Genomic DNA, 17,277 nt, shown 5'->3' on the forward strand with positions numbered 1-17,277 from the left:
GGATGGACAGCATCAGGTCCTCCTGCGGTGAGGAGCTCGGCGTCGCAGACCGTCAAAGCGCCAAGCATACTCCTCAATCGCGCAACGCACCTGATCCCAACAACGTTCCGCTACCAAACAACTACCTATTGGCCCGACCTTACCTCCTGACGGATGCTATCGGCGAGCCTTTCGGTCGGCTGAATGACTTCCGACATCCCTGAAACAATATTGATCACGACGATCTGCCCGCAGCGCAGGGCGTACGTGTGGACAGAACCCTCTCGTTTCAGTAGGCGCGGGAAGGCCCTCTCGAACCGGGTACCTATCGCGCTGGTCAGATGCGCGCCCTCAGGCAGGTCAGGTCCCTGTATGATCAGCGCAGGTTCGTGGGCCCAGCGCTCGAGCGTCCGGTAATCCTTGATCAAGGGCAGATACTCCCGCTCGGCATCGTATGTTGCAACGCATTCGAGTTCTTCGGCCGGGAAGGCAGCCATGGCGGTTGTCGGGTACTTCGTCACCAAGCGACCGGCTGCCCGCCGCAAACGCTCATAGAAGCTCTCAAGGTCTTTCGAGCCGATGGCGTTTCCCTCGTAGTAACAGAGGATCCGGCCATCCTGCTCCGCTTCTCCGACGATGGCGCTCCCCGCAAGGACGAGGCTGGCGGCGTAGGATCCGGGCTTCGGGATATAGACGTTCAGAATCATGGGGCAGCCTTTGTGATGGATGTCATGACAAAGGGCGGCCTGATTGCTCAGACCGCCCTTGGGCTGTTCGGCTATTGCCACTGGTGTTTGCGCTGGCTTTTCCGGCTGCGCTCGTTGCGCCGCGGAATATCCGACCAGTAGGTTGGAAGCTCGCGCTGTCTCCCAATGCGTCCGGGCGGGAACCCAGCCACGAGAAGGTCCTCCTGGTCGGCGTCGTGCCAGGTCATCGCCTGCTTTGTCCGTACAATCCGGATGGAGGAGCCGCGATGGCCGCGGGGCCGCCGGATGCCTGACCAAGCGCCGTTGCGGTAGGTGCCCTCCGGTGGGGCGGGCCGCGCCCTCAGCTTATGGGCGAGGTCGAGGACCTGATCCCGCGTGACGATATCGCCGAGAGCGGTTCGGACGATCAAGTGCCCGGTGGGGGTGTCGTGGCGGATGCCGTCAAGATCGACGCGGGTTTCGTACGAGAAGCGGTCGGCTAGGACGTCGGAGAGGAAGAAGCCTTGTTGAAGCGCCGCTTTGCTGAGGGCCAGAACAGCGTCTTCAAGGGTGTCGTAGGTCCAGACCTCCTGAGTACGATTGATGATGCGGTACTGAGGCTGGAACTGAGGAATGCTGTGCACGGGAATGCTCCGTTAGGGGTGAACCTAACGGAAGCCCGGCATGTGCTCGTGGCGGATGAAGCCCATGTTGCTCTCCTTATGCGGCAAGGGCGATCGGCGGGTCGATAAGATCGGCCTCGGCGAGAGCCTCGGCCGACCTGAACTCGGCAAGGACTGCTGACGCCTTGGCGCGGGGCACCTCAAAGGAGTTGGCGATCCGGAGGGCAAGGAGCGAAAGCACCTTCGGCGGCTCCTGTCCGTGAGCCGACAGAACGAAGCGTGCGTCCACGATGCCGAAGCAGATCAGCTCCTTTTCCTGATCCGTAATGAGAATGGTGTCGGCATCGGAGGCAGCGCGAGCAAGCGCGCTCTCAAGAGCGTCGATGGCTCCCAAGATATTGATGCCTGCAGTGACGAAGTCTCTGATGCTGAACATGGCTCGCTTAAAATCTTTCGGGGATTGCCTAGAATTGACCTTCGTAAAAAATGCACTCTTTGGTGATCGGAATGTTTAAATTGGATGACCGGATTTCAGGGATTTGTCTGATCTCCTGAGTCATGAAGCTTGTAGGAATCTGACGAAATTCTTCGTTCCTCCATGAGAGGCGGTTTTGTCGCGGACCTCATTTGTCGTGAGATGCAATGAGAGCGAATGCCCTCACCGGCACACAACGTAGAAACACCGGAGAAGTGCCACGCGTATGACTGATATTTATATCTCCGCCGGTCTGTGGATTCGGGGGACGGGTCCTGATTGCTGCCACAATCGCTGCAGGCTCGTCAGCAGAATCGATCCGGTGGCGATAGCAAAGGCCGCGTTCAGGGCTCCGGCCAAAACATCCACGAGGAAGTGGCTCCCGTGCAGGGGCGTGGCCAGAAGCATCAGGCCGTTCAGGATGAGACCTAGGTACCGGAGATAGGGGACATGCCAGAGCGCCCAGGCGAGCAGCACCGCGTTGGCGGCATGGAAGCTGGGAAAGGTGATCAGTCCTGTCGGGGCAAGGCGGGAGATGTTCAGAATTGAGCCATCCCGCATGCCCATAATCTCCGGCACATGGAGGCTTGCCACTCGGACCGCGATATTCGGATGCTGGGTGGGGTCGATCCCGTAGAACTCGTAAGTGCCGAGAGCCGGCAGGAGCCATGCGATTCCGTAGGTGAGGATGAGGGTCAGCAGGAGAGAAATCGTTGATACCTGCAGAGCTCGATACCGTCCGAGACCGGCAAGCAGGATTGGAGCCATGACGGATTGGAAGCCGGCCGACATATAGATCCCGTAGGCCAAAGCGGTCACGACGGGATGATCATTGGCCCATTGAAGCATTCCGACCCAGTCGAACCCGAGGGTTTCATCTCCCTTGGCGAGGAGATCGTCCCAGAAGGGCTGTGACCTGGAGAGATAGCTGACCACGTGGCCGAGATCGCCGAACGCCAAGGCCGAGAAGGGAGCTAGGGCGACCGTGAAGTACAATGAGGCCATACGGGGCCGGTGGTGGGTCGGGCGGCTGGGGATCATGGCGCCGACTGCGGGGATGAGACCAAGCCCCAGGAGCGCGACCTGGGATCCGGCGTGGAGTTCCAGGGCAGTTGCGGCCACGACAGCCAGTTTGAAGGCAACCACTGAGAGGCATAGGAACGCGCAGAGCAGCATTCCCGGAATGATTTCGTGGGGCTGTCCGCCCTCCCCTGCCCTGGAGGCAAGCTGCGTGGGCGCTCTCGTAAAGGACATGATGATCGGTCTCGATGGTGGCAGATGACGGATTGGCCGAAATAAAAAGGACGAGGCGGGATGCGCCTCGCCCAGGCCGAGCCGAATTGGTGACCGTCTTCGGCTAACTGAGGCCAAGAGCCTGCATGTAAAGCTCAAGAATAGCCTCTTGCTCCTGGCGCTCAGAGTGGTCCTGCTTGCGGATCTTCAAAAGTGCTTTTACGGCCTTTACATCAAAGCCTTGACCCTTGAGTTCGGCAAATACGTCCTTGATGTCACCCTGGATCCCGGTCTTCTCTTCCTCAAGCCGCTCTAGGCGTTCTATAAACGCTTTAAGCTGGTCGGCTGCTACAGATTCTGTGTTGAAAGCTGCATCGTCCATTTCACGAATCGTCCTGGTTTGTCGTGCCCGATGGACGAATTATAATGCAGAACTATAGCGAATTAAATCGAATGCCTTGGCCGCGCCGGAAATGTGAGCAGCGTCTTTAATAAGGGATCGGCCTGGTCGTCTTGGCAGAGGGAGGATACGGCATCGGCTTTACCGAACTGGTTCCAAACTGCTGGGAGACCAGGATATGGCTCCAGCGTGTCATCATCTGCACCTGATCGCGGTTCATCAGATCCGCAAGGGCAAGCCCCTCCGCGATGCCTTTCAGATAAGCCTCGTTGATCGGGTCGCCTCTCCCGGCAGCGCCCTTCCCGAGATCACCCACAAGACGAATGATTTTTCCGATCTGGTCGCTGTTCTTGTCGTTCACGCAGGCACTCTTGGGGAAGACTTCAAGACTCGACAGCTTGGGGCAGATCGAGCCTTACTCATCGGCGAAATTCCTTACCGTTCCGTTCTTCCGGCCCTTGCGCCCTGGAATGTCGAACGAAGGGATCGAATAAAGGTGAACGAAGGCTTGAAGCTGAAGTGCCTAAGCGGCCGCTCGGCTTTGTTCCATTTCGTCGAACTGCTCCTGATCTCCGATTGGCGCTTCGATCTGTTCAGGCAAAGAGTTCAAGAGCTTGGCGAAGGTCAGCAGATCCATCTCGGCGGCAGCGAGCAGCTTGGAGAGCGTTTCCGTCGATGGCCAACGCTCTCGCCCATCGGGACTTACCCGCTTGGACGGGTTGAGCGAAGTGGCATCCAACCCAGCTTTTCGAGCGAGGCCAGACGCCGAAAGCTCGCATCGCTCGGCCAGCAAATCGATGGCCTGCCATAGATCTTCATGAGCAAACATTGGTTCTATCCGTACGCAATTATCACCGAATCAACGATGGCTTGCGCCTATAGGGCCCGAAACTGGCCTGAAGGTTGCGCATCGGTCAGGACATGCGTCGCCTCCTCATCGCCAAGAGCTCGACGCCAAGGTCGATTTTCCCGGCTTTGATCATTCGGACGAGTGCGCGGAAGTAGCCTCCAGGGTTCTTGATCCGGCTCTCGCCTCCATTTTTGGCGAGGTCATCCTCGTAGATCTGCAGGACGTAGAGCACGGCAATCGCGGCCTTGACGGTGCCAACTCCCTCCACCGCTTCGCCCCAGGCGCTCTCATTGGCCCCAAGAGATGCCCGGAGGTATCGGCCGGCGGAGACGATGTCGGCCAGATCCCGCACGGGCTGTCCGTAGTCGCTGATGGTGGGGCACGCCTCAAGGATCAATTCCGGTGATAGGTGCTCCGGAGCCTGTTCGGTTGAACGAACCGCCTCAGCTTTCTTCGGAAAGCCTTTGTTACAAGCTTCGGTAGGAGATCCGTTGTTGTTATTAGTGTGACGGCAATCTTTGCCCCCATTGCCAGCATCAAAGAATGCTTTCTCGCAGAGTGTCCTTAGGTCTCTCCACTCGTCGAGAGCGCCCAGCGGCATGGTCTTCGTGCTGCGTACCGGCGTCCGGGCTTTCAGAGCTTTGAGGCGGTCTTCGAGAGCAGAGCGATCCAGATCCGGATAGTGCTCGGCCAATGCACTCACGGCTTCTTCGGCGGCTCGTCTTGCGATCGTGATATCGTCGAAGGCTCGTTTGCGGGCTTCCCGAACCTGCTTTTGCTCGATGAGACGCTCGGCCCACTCCCCTCGCCTGGCATAGACAGGGGTCAGATCGAAACCGAATGCATCGACGATCTCGCCTGCCAAGTCTTTGACGGCAAAGCGCTTCCCGTTGGGAGATTCCTTCGGGACGATCAGCTGAAGATCGATCAGAACCCTGAAGGCATATCGGACCGATCGCTCGGACAGGCCGGTGCGGCTCATCAGGTAGTCGTTCGACGGCCAGACAAGCAGCCGCTCCCACTCCTGCTCGCCCCAGCAGGCGACAAGCTCGGAGAGGACAGACCGGGGTCCGTTCCGCAATTCCAAGGCTTTGGCAGCGTCCCTGGCTGCCCGGGATAATTCTTTTCGCGTTACTGTGCGCCCGGTTTCGAGCGCAAGTTCTCTCGCGGCCAAAGCAGCATGTCTCAGCCGCCGGCCTCCTGACGATGCAAGCTGCATCGTACCCTCCTATGTGAGGGCAAAGCGGGAGCGTTCACCGTAACCGATGCTCTTGACATTCAGCTTGTCGGGATGGCATAAGGAGGTTGCAACACACTCTTTTACGCCGCCCCTTGCGGGTAGCTCCAAAGGCCCTCGAAGTTTCCAGCTTCGTGGGCCTTTTGCTTTGCCTGGTTTACGTCACTGTGTTTGGCTCCTTACCAACGAAGGCTGTCTCAAGCGCATGATTGATGGCGTCCTGACGGGTCTTAAAGCGGCCGCTCTCGACGGCACGGTCGATCGCTGCCCCGATAATCTGAGGGACCCAGACGTTCATCTCCCGATCACCCCGTTCGCGGCGTGACTTGCGGAAGCGTTGAACCCGCTCGATACCCTTTACGTCAGGCATGGCTCCCCATCCCATCGCACTCGTGACGTAACGAGAAATGACCGATTCCAGCGGGGCTGTGGAGTCGGCTAGCAAGAATCCATTCACAATAGATCGATTCAGCGGTGGGAAACTTCTTTGGGCTGAATCATTTAGCCCGAAAGGCGGAGTCAATTCGCATGTAAAAGCCCGGTTCCGGGTGATTCCAAGTTACACACTTGATTCAATGCTGCGTAGTATTCGGCCCGAGGTTGGACTCGCGATCCGGCATTATGATTCGGGCGTGGGGCTGGAACCATGGTTAAAGACTGTTAACGGAACCGTTCTGGCGCATGGATATTTGAACTAGATTCTAGGCCGTCATCGGCAGGTCCGTTTTGGTCGGACGCGGCAGTCCTTTATCCATCCGCCGGCGGATCTCCTGGCGAGTGGAATGCGTCCCGCAGGGGAACACGTAGGCATGGTTTCCATTATGGCGCATCTTGCGGAATGGACCTGTCTGTAGGGCCCGGCGGATGTAGTCGGCCTCCTTCTCGCCAGGCGCGATGGCTGGCGCTCCATGGGCTCTGAGAAAGTCATAGGCGTAGGCAGCGCCTCGCTCGCCGTTTCGGAGCTTCGACAGAGCCCGGGGAGAGACGATTGACCCGTCGCGAGTAAGCCAGTGAACCCTAGCCGTCCCGCGCCCCAAATATATCGAGTTGCCAAAGGCTTGATAGATTCTTCCGACGTGGCCGACATGGAGGAGATTGCCGTCCGCTGTCGTTCTAGGGACAGGGTCGCTGTACGAAAGGCAGAGGTCGTAATGGGGTCTGCGATCGGGCCGCTGCTTGTCCTGGGCGAGCAGGCGCAGGGCTCTCGACAAAAGCCACGTCTCTCCATTGCCGCCGACGTGATCCTTCAGGACGAACCGCCCGAGCTCGCAGAATTTAGCGTCTGGGGCGGCGCCATACGCGGCAGCTGCTTTCGGCTGCATCGGAACTGAGAATACCGCCACACCAACCAGATCCTGCTGGAACGGGGCGATCCTTTCAAACAGTCCATAGGCGGCGATCGCGGCTGGGTAGGATCCCGAATAGTGGTGTTTGATGACGAATTCCCGAGCGACTGCATCTCCGATGGGCTCGACGGAGAACTGGCTGGGATCGATTGGCTCCTGGGAGGGCCGATATGACGCGCGGCGGCTGTTCCACCGCATCGACAGGTCGAAGAGCGATAGCTGTGTCATTTCCGGAGATTTTAGAGGGAGGAAGCTTCGAGAGTTGGTCAGAGGCGGCGGCATACCGCGACGGCCGAAGCCGAAAACAGAAAACCCTGCGCAGCGGGGGCAACAGCTACGCAGGGTTCCCGGAGGAAAGGATCGGTTGGGTTGATCCTTGAGGTCAGAGGTAGGTGCCGCCCCTTAACAAAAGATTATCGTGCCACGGGATTCACAGGCAGGAGCCTGAAGGGCGTGATGGCAGTGTGTGGGATCGCTGCACTATACCGGACCTGGCCTGTGATCTTGAATACCGCAAACCAAGGGATCACACCGGTATCCCATTCGGCTAGCGTGTGCGCCTGAGCCAGGATGTCGTCGGCCATGGTTTGAGCTTCTTGATCCATATCAGGAAGAAGGAGCTCCTGGTCTATGACCGAGGTATCGATTGCAAGGATGATCCAATCAACGGGCCACTCTTCACCACGATTGCATTCCGCATAGTTGGTGGCGATCCCGATCTCGTCGGTCAGAAAGACAACCGGCACGTCCTTGCTTGAGTGCATACAAGGTGACAGACCGGAGCCCTTGATCTGGCCGTGTGTGGCAGGATCCCATACGCCGTGATTGTCCGTGGCTTGCGGGTCATACCGATAGAGTGGAGTAGCGTGGTAGAGGGTGCGGGGGAGATCAGCGGTCATTGGAAAATTCTATGCAGCGGCCGCGGACGGAAAGCGCATCTTACCTCCCTTGATGTATTCAAGCATGCACTCGGACGCGACCCAGCGGCGATCGAGTGCCTCAGCGACAGCCGCAGTGGTCAACGAGCCGCCAAAGGGCTCAAAGACGAGGTCCTTTGGACGCGTGAGAAAATTGATGAACATTTCCGGCAGGGCCGCTGGAAATCGAGCGGGATGGACCGGAAGACCGGCGGCTTTAACGTTCCTGATGTAGTCGGAATTGCTCTCAGTGTTCGCAGCGACAATGAGATTGCCGGGAATGGCTCCTCCATTGTCATTGCCGAACGCGCCGTCGGTCATCGTATAGCCTGCTGGCCGGCTGGCTGCTTCCTGCCCTCCCCTCTTCAAGACTGCCTTCATGCTGTCAGAATAGGGGACTAGGATCTGGCGATTGTGAGCGTATGGGTTCCCGGACGCCGAGAGCCAGAAGATGTTCTCGAGCGAGGGTTTTACCCGAACCCTACGCACAGTCACCCACTCTGCGGGAGCCGGCATCTTAGCAGGATTGTTCCACGCAAAGCGCTGGCAGAGTTTCGGCCCTAACTCGTCTTCTAGCTTGATCAGCAATCGTTCCTGATAGAGCGAAAGTGTCGGTTCGCCGCGGCGCCATGCATCGCCGAGGTTCAGGACAATAGAACCGTCTTTCGCCAGCTTCCTTGGCCATTGCTCGGCGATCCGCAGCATCCACTCAACGTACTGGCGTTCGTCCTCATTGCCGTATTCCTTTTTCCGGACCAAAGGGTACGGTGGGCTCGAAAAGATTAGCGCGCAGCTCTCGTCATCAATCAGCCCGACAGCATCCTCGCAGTGTCCCCAGAGGGCAGCGCCCTTGTCGGTCATGAAGATCGTGACAACGAGCCCAGGGGTTGCCTTGGTGAGAGCTGAATGCCCTTTGCCGGTGAGTGCCCATAGGCCCGCATCCGCAGGTCGCAAGAGCCCCTGGAGTTTTGCTCGCTGCTGGGCCCAACGCACCTCGCGCTCGAACGCATTATAGGAGTGTCCGGAGATCGTAATTCGGGCGGTGCGCTCGTTAGACGGCAGGTCGACTTTCTCGGCCACCAAGTCGTAGACATCACGTGCCTTCGCGGCCCCTCCCCTTTCCTCGATCGCATCGAGCAGCGGAAGGATGAGCTGCGATTGGCTGATCTTCTTTTTCATGGGGTTTGACCTCGTCTGATCCACTCCAGACAGGTCACTTCGATAGATAACGCTGAGCTGATTAAACGCCGGGTTGGTTCAGGACAGGCTTGGACAAGCTTGGCGAGATAGGTCAGGACTTTGTTGTTTCCGTAAGAACGTTATTGTCGCCGACCAAACTTTGTTGCCGCACGGCATGAAGAACACATTAGGAACAGGTTCGCAGCGACAGGTATATATTGTCGCAATCCGCAACTTAACCACAAATAATCCTTGCCTATGAAGCTCAGTCGATTCATTTCGGAATCGTTAATTCGGCGTTTGATTCCGAAGGCAAAAACAATAATGAATAGATCATGGTTGGGGCGCGACGACTGTCCAGTCGTTGCAGATGATATCGCGCGGGCTCGCTCAACTCTGCTCTCACTGAGAGCGAAGATTGATTCGAAGGGTCACGACAAAGTTTATGCATACGGACAAGCGATGCGCCACGTGGCTCAACTGATCGCAAGCGTAGTCCGTGTCAGTGAAACCGAAGCACTTAAGGCGCGTGGCCTACGCTCGGATGATCTTGATCTTATCTATCGGGATCTGTCTAGCAGCGCTCGTCGGTGTCGGGGATTCCTTCAGGAGGGAACACAAGCGTTCGAAATGGCGGACAATCTTGCGACAGCTTGTTCGGTACTGAAGAACCTTTATCGAATGCGCTTTCACGAGGAGAGAGCGTCAGGCGCCCAGCAGGTTGCTGCGGGAGATCTGGCAGAGCGTTTCATGACCTTGTCACAGGCTTTGTGTGAACTTGGGGCAAAGACCTCGCCTGTCGAAATGGAAGTGGAACTGCGCTTGGCGGCTTGATCGCTGGTCGTAGGCCTACGTCGATGCGCTTCCGAAAATTATTTGATGTGCTATAGACGAGCGCATGACCAGTCTTCAAGGTGAAGTTCTCATCCTGACCGGACCACCAGGGTCAGGGAAGACAACGACGGCACAGGCCCTCGCCCGAGAGGCCGGCTGTCCTAAGGTGCACCTTCACGCCGACGACTTCTGGCGTTATATCAAGAATGGCGCGGTTGCACCCTATCTGCCTGACGCCCACGCGCAGAACACAGTGGTTGTCGACGTCCTCGCCAAGGCGGCGGAGGGATATGCCAAGGGCGGTTATTTCGTTGTGGTGGATGGGATCATCGGTCCTTGGTTCCTGGAACCGTTCAAGGCGCTGCCTGCGCCCCTCCACTACATTATTCTTCGCCCCCTGCTCGATGTTGCTATCCGGCGGTGCCGCGAACGTGGCGGCGACACGCTGACTGATCCTGTGCCCATTACGGCGCTCTATCAGCAGCTTTCTTCACTCGGAGAGCTTGATCGGCATGTTCTTCGAACAGAGGGACTCAGTCCGCAGGATACGTTGAGCGAGGTAATCAGGGCCGTGCACAGTGGAGCGTTCCGCCTAGGGGCATGACGCCATTGCCCGGGTGTCGCCCACTAGCCCCTTACCTAGCGCTTGGTCGCGCGGGTATCCAAGATCTGCTGCATGAGCGATCTCAGATCCTCTGCTGCTTTAGCTCCACGAAGTGCTACAATCCCACGCTCAAGGAGCTTCCCGTTCTCGTCCTTCCTGCCATTGAAGAATTCCTCGCGCTGGACTTTTGACATTTTCAGGATGGCGCGAGCCTCGCACTCGCGTTGCCATTCTTCGGACCAGGTGTTGACCGGCTGGCCAGCAAGTTCCGAAATGGCAGTGGTTTCGCGGGAATAGGTCATTCGATTGATATCATACAAATCAATGGAAAAGGACTGCCGTCAGAAGTTGGGTCAGACGTCAGCAGGGGCAGGTAGCTTTTCTGCTTTTGGCTTCTTTGGTGCCGCTGAAATTATCAGTTTGGTCATGACCTCGTAAACCGTTTTTGGCCCGCATTCATTTCTCCGACTGGCACATTGTTCGAAGAAGCTCACATACTCCTCACATTGTGCTGAACGTTCCTGCTTCGTGGCCTCGGCACATCGCGTGAATGCCTGCCGCAGGTTCTGTGGCGGATCAAACGATTCAAAGACCTCCTGGGCAGGTGTCACGGTGAGTTTCTCGTGGGCGAGAATGATAGTGGCGGGGCCCAGGAGAACAGCGATTGCTATGAAGCCATGATGGATCTTTCGCATCCACGTACCTCGGACCTTTATGGTTAAGACGAAGTTAACCGCGGACTTGGCGATCTGGAAGCTGGTGCCTAGTTAGGTTGGGGAGTGACAGCGATCAACTGAAGGACGCAGAATTATGCCCAAAGGCCCGGAGCACGAGGACGAGCAACCTGAAACTAAGGGTCGGCCCAGCACGCCCCAGCTCGATCGCTTGGAGAAGCTGGCCAACGCGGCTGCTACCGCCGCGCAGGCGAAGCAGTGGCGGGCTCGCACGAACGGCATTGACCAGGAAGAGGAGCCGTCGGAGGTCCGCAACCTCAGCAACAATGCTGAAGCCAGAGCGCGGGCAGAGGAAGCGATGCGGCAGATGATGGCAAAGCCACAAAGCAAACGGCGCGGACGGTAGCGACTTTGCGCTTTCATTTCTAATGATCGTCCCCACATACGCACGGTCAGAGCGGGATTAAGGAAGTGTTCAGCCCTTGCTGGTCATGGTCCCGCGGCCTTTGCCCCTGCAGATGGCAGTGAGGCGTAGGTAAGGAGTTTCATAATGACCGAAGCCAAAGCAGCCAAGAAGCCGAATCCCGCCTTGGCGAAGCCGCTGCAGCCTTCGAACGAGCTCGCGGCCGTCGTCGGGTCGGCCCCGCTCCCGCGCACTGAGGTGGTTAGCAAGGTTTGGGAGTACATCAAGGCCAACAATCTGCAGAACCCTGCGAACAAGCGCGAGATCTTGGCGGACGACAAGCTTTGGGCCGTGTTTTCAGGCAAGGACAAGGTCAGCATGTTCGAGATGAACAAGCACTTTGCTCAGCATCTTTCCTAACGGGATATATGACCGGTCCAAGCTTAGTTAATGTGCACGAATTGTTAAGCTTGACCGTATCAACATGCAGATACCGGGCGCGTTGCGTATCTGCCCGAACAATCTCCATAGCCCCCAACGCTTGGAGCTAGCCCTGGCTGAGAGCCCTTACCCTCTCAGCTGGGGCTTTTTGGGCGCCTACAGTGTGCCCGGACGGACTACGCCGGCGGCAATTTGAGGCCGTTCGGTAGTGAGATCCAGATGACGGTTTGCGCCTCTGGGGAATGGCGTGACAGATGGCCCTTGCCGTGTGTGTCCTCCACTAACACGAAGCTACCCGCCGGAACGTGGCGCACTTCTCCGTCGCTCGTCTCGTATTCCACCGAACCATCCAGCCGGACCGTCAGGACCGGCTCTGGAACTGTATGCCAAGCCACCTCGCGCATGCCCGCCGGGATGTGGGTGATGCGGACGCGAGACGCCTGATAGCTGGCCGAAACCTCAAACGGCACCGCATCAGGGTGCACCAACCTCTTCGTCGTCGGCAATTCGACTTCGTCGAAATGCGACTCGCCATCCGGGGTAGCATAGATGCGCAGGCACTTCATTGCGGCGGGCTCCTTCTGGTTCACGATTCTTTGCCGTTAGCGGAAGAGATCCGGACCCCAAACACATTGGCGATGATTAGGAACGCGGTAGCATGCGTAACGATGCTTGCCACCATCCAGGCGCCTATCGATCGAGATCTCAGTCTCAGCGGCAATCTTCTGGCAGGAGCCATTCTTTTAACTGCGTTCAAGGTAGTCGACCAGGGCCGCTTTGTCGTTCGCCAGACCCAAGTAGGTCTGCAAGTCCTTCAAATCCTTGCAGACGATGAAGCTGTATTGGCTGGGAAACGTGCGGTGCCCACCCGGAGGTTCAGGTTCGTCCGCCGCCACAAGGGCCCAGAGGCCCTTGCGTTTCTGTGGCCCATAGTCGTCCCAGGCCGCCGAGCATGCACTTGGTCGGGCAGCCGCCACAAACTTGGACATCTCCTGCATTGTGATCTCGGTCAGAAGCTTCTTCGACTCCGGGCTCACTACCTCCCAAAGCGACGAACCAGGGTAGATCGACTTGATCGGATTGTACCGGAGCTTGTAGCCGCAGCGCTCTACCGCGAGTCTCAAATAGATGCCAAGTCGAGCCGTTTCGAGCTCACCGGCAGAGAGGGTTCTGCTGGTTTGGGCGGATACAACCCCTGCCATCATCGAGAAGGACAGTAGCGTCAGTGCGATCCGCCTGCAGAAGCCGTCTCTGATCTTGCCATGCGTACATCTCGTTGCGGCCACTGGATTTTCCATCGCGATTTGAAGAGTGTTGGCTGTTACGACGCCAGGGAGGACAGTTTCTGAGACCGCAAGTACGCATCCCGGTTCTTCTTGAATGTTGCAGCCTTCTCCAGATCCTTCAGAACCTTCTTCTGCGCCGGCACCTGTCGCTGCGCGTATCGGGCACACAGTCGAGGCAGCGAGAACGGGACCGCAATCTCGTTCCGGTTTTTGCCGATAGCATCCTGAATGAGCTCGACCTGCTCCCCTGGCAGCGGCATTCCACCTTCCTCCCCAAGGAGCAGCAAGAGGTTCATCACGGCAGAAGGAATTGCTCGGACGAGTTCCTTCCCTGGTTTTGCAGCGGCGAGCTCGAGATACTCGGTCCTTGCGAGTGTGATCGTCAGCGTCTGGTCCTTGCTCACGGGACCATCGGCAAGGTCGATGAGGTATTCCCGGAAACTCTGCTCCCGTGCACGGGCTGCATCGTCATGGCGGCCGAACCCTGCTTTTTGCCGGATCCACTGCTCGCTTGGACCTTTAGGGCCCACTGCGACGATAGAGGACTTGATCAGGCCCTCGGCGAGGCTCGGGCGGAGTTGCTCTTCCTTCTCCGGGTTGTCGATGATGAAGAATCGCACGTTTGTATTCGCCACGATGGCCTTGATCTCGGGCAACACGCTCAGGTCGAAGGTCGTGACTGAGAACGCCGTCGGCTTTCCTCCAAACGCATAGGGGTAAAGGTCGGCAAACCGCTGACGCAGCCGGCAGTAGGCAGCGAGGAGATCGCGCCGCTGTGGGGTGAGTTGATTGGGCCGATCGAGAACCACCGAGCGGAGGTCGGGCCGCAGGCTGTGAGCTCCGGTGGCCCGCTCGACCAGTCGGACGGCAGCCACGTTGAGTAACCGGGTTAGGAGCCCTGCCTTATCCTTGAGAAGGTCGATAGCGGCTGACATCTGGGTGGCGTTGGCGGGAGCCGCAAATCCTGTGAGCCACGGGAGGGCGAGAGGCCGCGCCTGCTGAAGGCTTGTGAGGAATTTGCGCTGCTTGTCGGTAGGACTGGCACTCTCATAGTCGCCGTCGTGTCGGATGCCAACGAAAGCCACGTACTTGCGGGCGACATCCTGGGTCTTGCAGAGGAAGGCCTGTTGCGCCCCTGTCCGTTCGTCGTGGGTGGCGACCAGCCAGCGAGGGAGATCCGGGGCTGCTTCCTCGTCGTAGAGACCAAACTCTTTGAGGTCGCAGAACAGCGCCACGCGACTCGAGAATTTCTTGGTCTCGGAATCGTACCGCCGCATTCCGGTCGCCATAAGACCAACGGCAAAGGGCTTCGGAACCGGTAGGGTGTCCTCGTCGCCGACTTCCATGGTGGAGTCGAGCGGATCGTCGTACTGCTCGCTGTCCCCCTCGCCCATCCGCAGCCGGATCTGACGCTGGCGCTCTTCAATCTGCTCGCGGAGGCTGGGATCCTTGTCGAACCAAGCCTCGAACTGCTCTCGGATCGGGGCAGCCAGCCCGCGCACTTGGCGGCGGCAGCGCTCTGGATCGTTCCGGCGCATGGCGTCGATGTCGCTGAAAATGCGCAGGATGGAATTACCGACATCGACGAAGACCTGGTGGGTCTTGCCAGAGGCCTTGTGAGCCCGTTCCCCTCGCCCGCTGATCTGCTTCACTGGGCCGATGGAGCGCTCCTGACAGGCCAGGATGTTGAGGTCGGTCTGGGGAACGTCCGTTCCAACGCCCAGAGCATTCACGTTGACCAGAATGTCGAAGCCGCCGGCACGGGCCGCATCCAGGAGATCGTCGCGCTTGATCTTGCGGCCGACCGGCTCGCTCTCCTTCAGCCCCTCCGCGGCGCCGTTGCGCCAGACGCGAATTTCGCCGGCCACGACAAAGGCTACGCGGGGCTTCTCCCCTTCCCTATCGTGACCGGGAGGGAGGGATTCTTGGGCGAGATAGCCGGAGAGCTCCTTGGCGAACTCGACGCTGTCGCAATGGATCATTGCCAGGGTAGCGCTGCCCGCGCGCTTGGCCCATATCCGAGTAACGGCTGCCACGATGAGAGCGGCAATCGCCTTGTCGCCCTCGCTCGCTCCTTCCTTGAAGAAGCGGGAGAACGCCTGCTGGGAGGCCTCGTCGACCGACTTGTTCTCGGCCAGCAGCGCAAGGAACGCGCTCTCAATGAGCCGGACGGCATCGGTGCCCAAATGGGCCTCGAATTCACCGGTGGCGATGTCGAACCTGGTGGAAACGGTTCTGCCAGTCGCCAGCACCTCGTCATAGGTGGCAACGTCGATCAGATCGTGCTCGATGCTGGCACCGAAGGCGTCCAGCGGGTCTTTGCCGTCGGTCCGGAACGGTGTGGCGGTCAGGACGATGCCGGAGCCGCCGGCGTGGGCGATGCGAGAGAGAACCCGGGCGAGTTCCTCGGCCGCTGCCTTGTGGCCTTCGTCGATGAGGACCACCCCTCCCCTTTTGCCGAAGCGGTCGAGGGAGCGTAGGAATTCTTCGTCATCGAGCTTGTTGACGAGGGACATGTTCGTGGCGGGGATCACATCCGCGTTGAGTGAGTTCCGGACCATCGGCTGTTCGCCGATGATCTCGTTCTTGGCGACGTAGAAGGCGGTCTGGGCACCTTTCACCGCGGGAACGCTTTGGAACTGGGCGTAGTTCTGGCGCAGCAGGGAAACGTCGGGGTGGAGCACGAGGATCGGCTTACCCAAATCGATGGCGTCCTCGGCGGCTCCAGCCGCTAGAAGACTCTTGCCGCTGCCAGTTGGAGCAAGCACCGCGCCAGAGCGGCCACGTCGAATAGCCTCGCGAACGGATGCAGCGATCCTAGCCTGATAGGGCTCGGCCTGCTTGTCTCCGATCCGTCGGCTGAGCTCCGAAACGGAGGTTTGAGGCAAGAGATCAGTAGGATTGGAGATTGGCCGCATCGGTCAAAGATCTGAAAGTCAAAGGGAAAAACGTGGGAAGGGGCGGACCAATCATGCGCCATGATTCGCAAATCAAAACGCGGTCTGCCGATTGCAGTGATTATACCCTGAAGGGTTGCATGGGGCAGCGCTTATTGTCACGTTGGGCGCAGACAAATGCGTCTGAACGAAACGAACGCCCGGATGCCAAGACGGAGGGTTCCACCCGTGTGTAATCTCTATAGTTCCTATGCGACACAGGCCGCGATGCGGCAGGCCTTCGACGTTACACGCGACAGCTCAAACAACCTGCCTCCCCTGCCAGCGATCTTTCCAGACCAGATGGCGCCGGTCGTCAGAAATCATGACGGCGAGCGCGAGTTGATCCAGATGCGCTGGGGCTTCCCTCCTCCGCCGAAAGTTGGCAATCATCCAGTGACAAACGTGCGCAATGTTGGCTCCTCGTTTTGGCGTGCCTGGCTCAAGCCGCAATACCGCGCCCTCGTTCCCCTGACATCCTTCTCAGAATACAAAGATACTCGTCCAAGAAAGACACCCGTTTGGTTTGCCCTCAATGAAGAGCGCCCCCTTACCGCCTTTGCTGGCATTTGGCGACCTTGGACCGGCGTACGTGGAACGAAGGCTGATCCTGTTGAAGGTGAACACCTGCTCTATTCATTTCTGACATCCGAGCCGAACGGTGTGGTGGGACCAATCCATCCGAAAGCGATGCCGGTGATCCTGACCACGCCCGAAGAATATGACGTTTGGCTGAATGCTCCGACTAAAGAGGCTCTGTAACTTCAGAGACCGCTTCCCGATGACATGCTGCAAATTGTTGAAGAGGGGGAAAGATCAGACCAAGCCAAAGCGCCGGTTTGAACGATCGCCGCCACAGTAGGATTGTACTGCGCTATCCCAAACCTCGAAAACGAGTTCGACGAACATGCTTGCGAGAACGTCTCAGAAATCGCAATTTGGTCAAGAAAGAGGCATTCTGAACTATGCGATCAACCCCGTGCAGTTCTCCTGCAATCGTGCATTAAAGATAAGCCTCCCTTTGTTAGATCTCAAGTTTGCGCAGCGCCGATAAGTATTCTTCAACCAATAAGCCGTACAGTCTTACTCGCTATCTATCCATTTCCTGGTGTAGCAGCAAAACTTAACGGCCGCTGGTAGCAGCGGCCGTTTTTCATATGACGGCGCTTACCGG

At 58.2% G+C, this 17,277-nt stretch carries 20 protein-coding genes and 2 pseudogenes; 5 read left to right on the plus strand and 17 right to left on the minus strand.

The features are described 5' to 3' along the window. Positions 1-125: 125 nt before the first annotated feature. From ACS5Q1_RS27810 to ACS5Q1_RS27865, 12 genes and pseudogenes are all read right to left on the minus strand, one after another. Positions 126-686 carry a hypothetical protein gene (locus ACS5Q1_RS27810; protein ID WP_473101217.1) on the minus strand — a complete coding sequence of 187 codons (561 nt, stop codon included), beginning with the start codon at positions 684-686 and terminating at the stop codon, positions 126-128. A 71-nt stretch (positions 687-757) separates the two neighbouring features. Then, entirely contained in the window at positions 758-1,309 is a 552-nt protein-coding gene (locus ACS5Q1_RS27815) for a hypothetical protein (protein WP_473101218.1), read from the minus strand. A 76-nt stretch (positions 1,310-1,385) separates the two neighbouring features. Next, on the minus strand, positions 1,386-1,724 hold the full coding sequence (locus ACS5Q1_RS27820; RefSeq protein WP_473101219.1) for a hypothetical protein: 339 nt from the start codon (positions 1,722-1,724) through the stop codon (positions 1,386-1,388). 276 nt (positions 1,725-2,000) lie between these two features. Further along, positions 2,001-3,017, minus strand: coding sequence for a phosphatase PAP2 family protein (locus ACS5Q1_RS27825; protein WP_473101220.1), 1,017 nt, complete (start codon positions 3,015-3,017; stop codon positions 2,001-2,003). 103 nt (positions 3,018-3,120) lie between these two features. Continuing rightward, positions 3,121-3,378: a DUF2312 domain-containing protein gene (locus ACS5Q1_RS27830; RefSeq protein ID WP_473101221.1), complete on the minus strand. Its 258-nt coding sequence runs from the start codon at positions 3,376-3,378 to the stop codon at positions 3,121-3,123. 106 nt (positions 3,379-3,484) lie between these two features. After that, positions 3,485-3,757, minus strand: coding sequence for a hypothetical protein (locus ACS5Q1_RS27835; protein WP_473101223.1), 273 nt, complete (start codon positions 3,755-3,757; stop codon positions 3,485-3,487). A gap of 246 nt (positions 3,758-4,003) precedes the next feature. Further along, positions 4,004-4,225, minus strand: a pseudogene (locus ACS5Q1_RS27840) (helix-turn-helix transcriptional regulator); the annotation flags it as partial. 85 nt (positions 4,226-4,310) lie between these two features. Then, entirely contained in the window at positions 4,311-5,465 is a 1,155-nt protein-coding gene (gene repC / locus ACS5Q1_RS27845) for a plasmid replication protein RepC (protein ID WP_473101224.1), read from the minus strand. Positions 5,466-5,640: 175 nt separating this feature from the next. Next, on the minus strand, positions 5,641-5,853 hold the full coding sequence (locus ACS5Q1_RS27850) for a hypothetical protein (RefSeq protein WP_473101225.1): 213 nt from the start codon (positions 5,851-5,853) through the stop codon (positions 5,641-5,643). Between the two features lie 331 nt (positions 5,854-6,184). Next, on the minus strand, positions 6,185-7,057 hold the full coding sequence (locus ACS5Q1_RS27855) for a Mom family adenine methylcarbamoylation protein (RefSeq protein ID WP_473101226.1): 873 nt from the start codon (positions 7,055-7,057) through the stop codon (positions 6,185-6,187). A gap of 185 nt (positions 7,058-7,242) precedes the next feature. Continuing rightward, positions 7,243-7,728 carry a hypothetical protein gene (locus tag ACS5Q1_RS27860; protein WP_473101227.1) on the minus strand — a complete coding sequence of 162 codons (486 nt, stop codon included), beginning with the start codon at positions 7,726-7,728 and terminating at the stop codon, positions 7,243-7,245. 9 nt (positions 7,729-7,737) lie between these two features. Next, positions 7,738-8,925 carry a DNA methyltransferase gene (locus tag ACS5Q1_RS27865; RefSeq protein ID WP_473101228.1) on the minus strand — a complete coding sequence of 396 codons (1,188 nt, stop codon included), beginning with the start codon at positions 8,923-8,925 and terminating at the stop codon, positions 7,738-7,740. Positions 8,926-9,183: 258 nt separating this feature from the next. Here ACS5Q1_RS27865 and ACS5Q1_RS27870 point away from each other — a divergent pair, with 258 nt between their 5' ends. Next, on the plus strand, positions 9,184-9,759 hold the full coding sequence (locus ACS5Q1_RS27870; RefSeq protein ID WP_473101229.1) for a hypothetical protein: 576 nt from the start codon (positions 9,184-9,186) through the stop codon (positions 9,757-9,759). A 64-nt stretch (positions 9,760-9,823) separates the two neighbouring features. After that, positions 9,824-10,363 carry an ATP-binding protein gene (locus tag ACS5Q1_RS27875; protein WP_473101230.1) on the plus strand — a complete coding sequence of 180 codons (540 nt, stop codon included), beginning with the start codon at positions 9,824-9,826 and terminating at the stop codon, positions 10,361-10,363. A gap of 35 nt (positions 10,364-10,398) precedes the next feature. On the opposite strand, the gene ACS5Q1_RS27880 is transcribed toward ACS5Q1_RS27875, so the two are convergent. Together ACS5Q1_RS27880 and ACS5Q1_RS27885 are read right to left on the minus strand one after the other, a co-directional pair. Then, positions 10,399-10,665, minus strand: a complete 267-nt coding sequence (locus tag ACS5Q1_RS27880; protein WP_473101231.1) for a DUF7696 family protein — start codon at positions 10,663-10,665, stop codon at positions 10,399-10,401. A 51-nt stretch (positions 10,666-10,716) separates the two neighbouring features. After that, on the minus strand, positions 10,717-11,058 hold the full coding sequence (locus tag ACS5Q1_RS27885) for a hypothetical protein (RefSeq protein ID WP_473101232.1): 342 nt from the start codon (positions 11,056-11,058) through the stop codon (positions 10,717-10,719). Between the two features lie 115 nt (positions 11,059-11,173). On the opposite strand from ACS5Q1_RS27885, the gene ACS5Q1_RS27890 reads away from it, so the two are divergent. Then, positions 11,174-11,443 carry a hypothetical protein gene (locus ACS5Q1_RS27890; RefSeq protein ID WP_473101233.1) on the plus strand — a complete coding sequence of 90 codons (270 nt, stop codon included), beginning with the start codon at positions 11,174-11,176 and terminating at the stop codon, positions 11,441-11,443. A gap of 144 nt (positions 11,444-11,587) precedes the next feature. Next, positions 11,588-11,860 (plus strand): SWIB/MDM2 domain-containing protein, encoded by a 273-nt coding sequence (locus tag ACS5Q1_RS27895; protein WP_473101234.1) that lies wholly within the window; start codon positions 11,588-11,590, stop codon positions 11,858-11,860. A gap of 197 nt (positions 11,861-12,057) precedes the next feature. Here the strand turns inward: ACS5Q1_RS27895 and ACS5Q1_RS27900 are convergent, their stop codons facing one another. The 3 genes from ACS5Q1_RS27900 to ACS5Q1_RS27910 all read right to left on the minus strand — a co-directional run bounded on the left by ACS5Q1_RS27900 (position 12,058) and on the right by ACS5Q1_RS27910 (position 16,085). Then, complete coding sequence (locus ACS5Q1_RS27900; protein WP_473101235.1) at positions 12,058-12,447, minus strand: cupin domain-containing protein; 390 nt, start codon at positions 12,445-12,447, stop codon at positions 12,058-12,060. A 177-nt stretch (positions 12,448-12,624) separates the two neighbouring features. Continuing rightward, positions 12,625-13,167, minus strand: a complete 543-nt coding sequence (locus ACS5Q1_RS27905; RefSeq protein ID WP_473101236.1) for a hypothetical protein — start codon at positions 13,165-13,167, stop codon at positions 12,625-12,627. Positions 13,168-13,202: 35 nt separating this feature from the next. After that, positions 13,203-16,085 (minus strand): DEAD/DEAH box helicase, encoded by a 2,883-nt coding sequence (locus tag ACS5Q1_RS27910; protein WP_473101237.1) that lies wholly within the window; start codon positions 16,083-16,085, stop codon positions 13,203-13,205. A gap of 207 nt (positions 16,086-16,292) precedes the next feature. Between ACS5Q1_RS27910 and ACS5Q1_RS27915 the strand changes: the two are divergent. Next, positions 16,293-16,946, plus strand: a pseudogene (locus tag ACS5Q1_RS27915) (SOS response-associated peptidase). Positions 16,947-17,277 lie beyond the last annotated feature (331 nt).

This window comes from Microvirga sp. GN3 (assembly GCF_055792825.1).

Bases quoted from the DNA above. Each gene is read 5' to 3' on its own strand.
- ACS5Q1_RS27865 (WP_473101228.1), bottom strand. From the start codon at position 8,925: ATGAAAAAGAAGATCAGCCAATCGCAGCTCATCCTTCCGCTGCTCGAT.
- ACS5Q1_RS27885 (WP_473101232.1), bottom strand. From the start codon at position 11,058: ATGCGAAAGATCCATCATGGCTTCATAGCAATCGCTGTTCTCCTGGGC.
- repC (WP_473101224.1), bottom strand. From the start codon at position 5,465: ATGCAGCTTGCATCGTCAGGAGGCCGGCGGCTGAGACATGCTGCTTTG.
- ACS5Q1_RS27820 (WP_473101219.1), bottom strand. From the start codon at position 1,724: ATGTTCAGCATCAGAGACTTCGTCACTGCAGGCATCAATATCTTGGGA.
- ACS5Q1_RS27850 (WP_473101225.1), bottom strand. From the start codon at position 5,853: ATGCCTGACGTAAAGGGTATCGAGCGGGTTCAACGCTTCCGCAAGTCA.
- ACS5Q1_RS27890 (WP_473101233.1), top strand. From the start codon at position 11,174: ATGCCCAAAGGCCCGGAGCACGAGGACGAGCAACCTGAAACTAAGGGT.
- ACS5Q1_RS27855 (WP_473101226.1), bottom strand. From the start codon at position 7,057: ATGACACAGCTATCGCTCTTCGACCTGTCGATGCGGTGGAACAGCCGC.
- ACS5Q1_RS27895 (WP_473101234.1), top strand. From the start codon at position 11,588: ATGACCGAAGCCAAAGCAGCCAAGAAGCCGAATCCCGCCTTGGCGAAG.
- ACS5Q1_RS27830 (WP_473101221.1), bottom strand. From the start codon at position 3,378: ATGGACGATGCAGCTTTCAACACAGAATCTGTAGCAGCCGACCAGCTT.
- ACS5Q1_RS27870 (WP_473101229.1), top strand. From the start codon at position 9,184: ATGAAGCTCAGTCGATTCATTTCGGAATCGTTAATTCGGCGTTTGATT.
- ACS5Q1_RS27860 (WP_473101227.1), bottom strand. From the start codon at position 7,728: ATGACCGCTGATCTCCCCCGCACCCTCTACCACGCTACTCCACTCTAT.
- ACS5Q1_RS27825 (WP_473101220.1), bottom strand. From the start codon at position 3,017: ATGTCCTTTACGAGAGCGCCCACGCAGCTTGCCTCCAGGGCAGGGGAG.
- ACS5Q1_RS27910 (WP_473101237.1), bottom strand. From the start codon at position 16,085: ATGCGGCCAATCTCCAATCCTACTGATCTCTTGCCTCAAACCTCCGTT.
- ACS5Q1_RS27880 (WP_473101231.1), bottom strand. From the start codon at position 10,665: ATGACCTATTCCCGCGAAACCACTGCCATTTCGGAACTTGCTGGCCAG.
- ACS5Q1_RS27900 (WP_473101235.1), bottom strand. From the start codon at position 12,447: ATGAAGTGCCTGCGCATCTATGCTACCCCGGATGGCGAGTCGCATTTC.
- ACS5Q1_RS27810 (WP_473101217.1), bottom strand. From the start codon at position 686: ATGATTCTGAACGTCTATATCCCGAAGCCCGGATCCTACGCCGCCAGC.
- ACS5Q1_RS27875 (WP_473101230.1), top strand. From the start codon at position 9,824: ATGACCAGTCTTCAAGGTGAAGTTCTCATCCTGACCGGACCACCAGGG.